3 protein-coding genes and 1 pseudogene are annotated in these 3,857 nt (G+C 43.7%); all 4 read right to left on the minus strand.

Features of this window, described 5'->3' with window-relative positions; genetic code table 11:
- Positions 1-147: 147 nt before the first annotated feature.
- Complete coding sequence (locus VF500_RS27630) at positions 148-933, minus strand: PhzF family phenazine biosynthesis protein (RefSeq protein WP_330862756.1); 786 nt, start codon at positions 931-933, stop codon at positions 148-150.
- 134 nt (positions 934-1,067) lie between these two features.
- Positions 1,068-2,495: a glycogen-binding domain-containing protein gene (locus VF500_RS27635; protein WP_330862757.1), complete on the minus strand. Its 1,428-nt coding sequence runs from the start codon at positions 2,493-2,495 to the stop codon at positions 1,068-1,070.
- 1 nt (position 2,496) lies between these two features.
- The gene (locus VF500_RS27640) at positions 2,497-3,471 is read right to left on the minus strand and encodes a pepsin/retropepsin-like aspartic protease family protein (RefSeq protein ID WP_330862758.1); all 975 of its coding nucleotides are present in this window, start codon (positions 3,469-3,471) and stop codon (positions 2,497-2,499) included.
- A gap of 62 nt (positions 3,472-3,533) precedes the next feature.
- A pseudogene (locus VF500_RS27645) lies at positions 3,534-3,857 on the minus strand (ABC transporter ATP-binding protein); the annotation flags it as partial.

Consider the following 3,857-nt stretch of genomic DNA (forward strand, 5'->3'; position numbering starts at 1 on the left):
AAGTATATTTTGATTTGAGGTGAAAGGCGAGAGGTTATTAGCACCATGTCATTGCGAGCGCAGCGTGGCAACCGCACGGAAGCATAGTCGCCCTGTATAGCATGCGGTTGCTTCGTCGTTCCTCCTCGCAATGACATGAAGAAGAAATCAAACCCTTATCTCCCCCTTTAAATAAGTAACCGCTTTCCCGCTCATCAGCACCCTCTCCCCCTTAAGTTCGCACCAAAGTTCGCCGCGGCGGGCCGAAAGCTGGTAGGCATGCAGACTATCTTTACCCAGCCGTTTTGCCCAGTATGGGATCAGGTTACAATGTGCCGAGCCGGTAACGGGATCTTCAGGTATACCTGCACCCGGTGCAAAAAAGCGGGAAACAAAATCGGCCGTATCACCCGGAGCGGTGGCTATGATGCCCACCGTATCCATTTTTGACATCGCGAAAAAATCGGGCGTAAGGTCTCTGATATCCTGCTCGGTTTCATAAACAATAAAATAATCGCGTGAACGCAAAAAAGCAACAGGTTGCTTTTCGCCAAGCGCTTCGGCCAGCCCGTTGGGTGCCTCGATTGGAATCGGCGGCCGAGACGGAAAATCCATAGTATATTTATCACCATCGCGCTTTACGGTAAGCGTTCCTGCTTTTACAGTTTCAAAATGAATGGTATCCCCCTCATAACCCAGTTCCGAAAACAAGATATGCGCCGATGCCAGGGTAGCATGCCCGCAAAGGTCTATCTCATACTCCGGGGTAAACCAGCGTAGCTTATAGCCCGGTCCATCTTTTACAAAAAAAGCGGTTTCGGCAAGGTTATTCTCAATGGCTATTTTTTGCATGGTAGCGTCAGACAGCCATTCATTGAGTGGACAGATAGCCGCCGGGTTACCGCCAAAAAGCTTATCGGTAAACGCGTCGGCCTGGTATATTGGGATGGTCATAAAAATATTGTGTTTAGCTAATATAGTGAGGTGAGAGGTGAGAGTCAAGATGTAAGACTATAAGAATCAAGATTTTTTTCATTCAGTTTCTTCAATCTTGTATCTTGATTCCTGCAATCTTGCTTCTTTTCTTCTCACTCGATCCATAAAACGGAATTGCCCGAATTATATTGGTTAGGTTCATAAAGTTTATTACCCGGGTCAATCATCCATTTACCATCAACAATAAACTTGTACAGCTGTTTTCCGGGTTTTAATTTAACACTTACCGTCCACTCGGTACCGTTAAAAGCCATGGTATAACCAAACTCATCAAAATTATTAAAGCTGCCCGCCAGGCGAACGCTTTTTGCATTACTGAAACCGTTTAACTTAAACGTATAATTAGGTTTTACCGAAATGTATGAATTAACTACGCCCCCCTCCTTCATATTCTGCGGATTTTTAGGGTCGGTCATCCAGTTACCATCCACAACAAACTTATAGCCATAATTACCAGGCGGAATGATCAGCGATAAAGCCCAGCCTGTAGCCGTTTTGGAAAGCGGAATTAAGCCACGCTCCCAATTATTAAAACCTCCGGCCACATATACTTTTTTTGCATCAGTATAACCATCAAGCTTAAAAACAACTGTTTCGCCAAGGTTCAATACCGAATTGGTAAAACCGTTATCACCCTGGATCTTATTGGGATTGGCTGGGTCGGTGATCCATTTGCCATCAACCAAAAAGCGGTACGCCTGTGTACCATCATGCAGGTAAAGCTGTTTTTGCCAAACTCCGCCGCTTTTTTCCATAATGATGTTATTGGCATTCCAATTATTAAAACTTCCTGCCAGTATTATTTTACGGGCGTTGGCATAACCGTTCAGTTTGAAAGTGTAGTTGTAACGGAAGTATATGGAATTGTCATCATGATCTGCTACCTGGTTATTGTACCGGTCATTGATCCAATGCCCGTCAACGATAAACTTATATTCGTACTTACCGGGTTTCAGTTTTACATCTGCAATCCAGCCGCTATCTGTTTTTGCCATGATCCCCTTAAGGGTGCTCCAATTATTAAAATTGCCGGACAGTAACGCTCTCCTGTTTTGCAGATTGCCGGGCAAAAAGAAACGGGTTAATCCTGACGGCAGTTCATGCACGGTAACTTTAGCAAAGTTGTTGATACCGAAATCAACATCGGCCGGATACCCCGGCGATCCCTCGTTATCATTATCTGTTTTAGTAGTTATCAGGTAAGGCTTGGTTTGAGGATTTTTATTAAGATCTTCAAGCGGCCGGTCGAACTCAATTATGTCCCCCTGTTTTTCGGCCATTGTCCAGCCATCTTTTTTTAATGCCGTAAAATCACCTTTTAAAATAGCGGAGGCATCCACGCCCTTTAAGCCGGCCTTCCTGAGAAGGTTATCCAATTCAGTTTTGGACGAGTGCAGATCAATGAGCAGCACCAGCTTATCTTTAGCTATAACCAGGTTACTGCGCTTTTGCGCCATTGCAGGTATGCCCATGCAAGCAATCACAAAAACAACAATAACTATACGCGCGCAACTTTTCATATCACTGGTTATTGTAAATGTACATTTCAAATTCTTTTTTAACAAAGTTGATAGTGAATATGCCGCGGACAAAGAAGTCGTAGCCTAAAACACCATCAATTTTGTAGCCGTAGGCGTTCCCCATTTTTTCGAGATTGGTGATCAGGATCCGGTTCTTCATATACTTACGATCGCCAACAATCAGGTTATCAAAACGGGTATAGATCACCTCGATAGAAGTACCGCCTATACCCATAATTTTTGAGCGGCTGATAACCTCCATATCTGGGATCAGCTTTTTTGAACGCCTGTAATCGAGCAAACTGGTTTCGGCGGCGCTATCAAAGGCAAACCAAAGTGAGTTATCATTAACAGTACCTTTCATTAAAATAACATCATTAAGCAAACGGAAAGGGCTTACCATAAAGCGGTCATGAAATACCTTTTCGGCTTCGGGGATGTTACCATTTTCATCAAGCTTTTGAATATAGAGCGTATTGCGGAACAAATCGACTGTAACAGCAAAATCCGAAAACAACCTCGTCCCCAGCAAACCAAGTATCTTTATCCCGCGGCCGTTTTCAATAGAGGAAAGATCGGTCACATCGGCCCGGAGCTTTGCATAATGCAGGTCAAGTATATTCAAATTGCGGACATAAGTTGTAAATGAACTATTGGCAGCTCCATTAATTCCGGCAGATTCCTGTTCCGCCGCGTGGGGCATATCCCTGAAATAAGTTTCGTTCAAAACCAGGTAAGGCGCACCGGTGTCCAATACAAAATTACCTTCAAGCGTATCAATCTGTGCTTCGATCACAATCAGGTTCCCGGCCCTTTTGATGGGGATAACCAAAGTTTTGAAATCGCCGGTGGGTGACGGATCAGGATCGGGGTTTACATTTTTAAAGGTGATGCCACCGATAGTCACTTTCTCACTTCCCGCTGCACCAAAGCAACAGAAAACTAAAAAAAGGACCAACAGATAAACCTTAGGCATCGCGTTAAATACTATACCTAATAGACCCGTATTTTATACTTTAAGTTACAGGCCCTGACAAATTAAATAATATGACTGATGTATCCGTACCTGATCAAATCATCAGGAGTCTTAATGGCCTTGGTACTGCCATCTGTGATCAGAACTATCCTATCGGCTACATCAAGGATATTGTAATACTGATGATCTGTAACAATGATACCTTTTACTTCTGCACACTTACGAATAACTCCCTTAAACATCTCCGTTTGTACCGGCGAAACATGGGTAAACGGTTCATCGAGCAAAATAAAATCGGCCCGGCTATAAATACACATCAGGGTTTCCAATTGCCTGAGCTCACCGCCCGATAATTCGCCGGCCTTTTTATTTTTACTACTTTGCCA

It is taken from the genome of Mucilaginibacter sp. (genome assembly GCF_036383575.1).
In the GTDB taxonomy this organism is placed as follows: domain Bacteria; phylum Bacteroidota; class Bacteroidia; order Sphingobacteriales; family Sphingobacteriaceae; genus Mucilaginibacter.